This window comes from Oleiphilus sp. HI0079 (assembly GCF_001635105.1).
Genome location: NZ_LWFT01001306.1, coordinates 1 through 938, shown reverse-complemented (window position 1 = coordinate 938; position 938 = coordinate 1). Strand labels below are relative to the sequence as shown.

Sequence of the window (938 nt, the reverse complement as noted above, 5' to 3'; positions counted from 1 at the left end):
TCTTCGTCTTACGGCCAAATGTTTTTTGGCAAAATGAACCCTCGAAAACGAAAGTTACTGCATAAACTGTTCACTGCAACCAAAGACCATCTGACGATCGTACGCAACATTGAAAACCTCTTTGCATGGATGGATAAAGCCGATTACTCGGCATATCAGCACCTTCGCCATGGTACATTTTTGATCCCTAAGGTAGATCGAATTCTTGACCGTAACCTCATGCTAGCGAGTGCTCTTAAAAGCCCCACGGCAATTCGCGTTGTAGAAACTGGTGCTCTCAGCCACTTCGTGACGCTGGATGATCGTAAATGGATTCCATCTTTTGACACGATTCCGTCTTCAGAAGAAGCCGAACGCATAAAACAACAGCAGAAACAAATACGCGCGGCGCAAGCAAAAGCCCTCATTTCAAACGGCTAATTCCCCTGAAATGTGCCAGTTAAAGTTTGCATCTTCCGCTTAGCGGTTTACACTCGCGGACTTGTCATTTATTTTGCGAGACAGGTTTACCAAGCGACTCATGTACCGTGACAGAATTGCATCCACTCCGGCAAAAGGCGCGGAGGCCCAGCGACTCAAGAATTTAATGCTGGATTACCATGACTACCAGCAATCCCCCTTAAACCCAGAGCTTTCGAAACTCAAAATCGATCTAGCAAACTGGCAATCAGCTCGCCTGAAAACCACACACAGCGATCTCTACAGCAACCTAAACTTCAAGGATGGCATCGATTTCCTTCTTCAGGAGCTCTATGGTGTCGAGGACTTCAGTGCGCGAGACCGAGATTTAGAACGGATATTCCCAAAACTCATCAAGCTCCTGCCGTCATCCTTGCTCGGACAGTATCCAATCTCGTCGAGCTAAATCTGCTCACACAACGCCTCGATGACGCGCTCGCAGAAAACCTCTTCAACGACAGCAAACAGTCGGATATCAA

General features: G+C 47.2%; 1 protein-coding gene and 1 pseudogene. Both read left to right on the top strand.

What is annotated here, in order from left to right:
- A pseudogene (locus tag A3750_RS22745) lies at positions 1-420 on the top strand (hypothetical protein); the annotation flags it as partial.
- A gap of 100 nt (positions 421-520) precedes the next feature.
- Positions 521-865, top strand: coding sequence for a hypothetical protein (locus A3750_RS22740; protein ID WP_068548900.1), 345 nt, complete (start codon positions 521-523; stop codon positions 863-865).
- Positions 866-938: the final 73 nt, after the last annotated feature.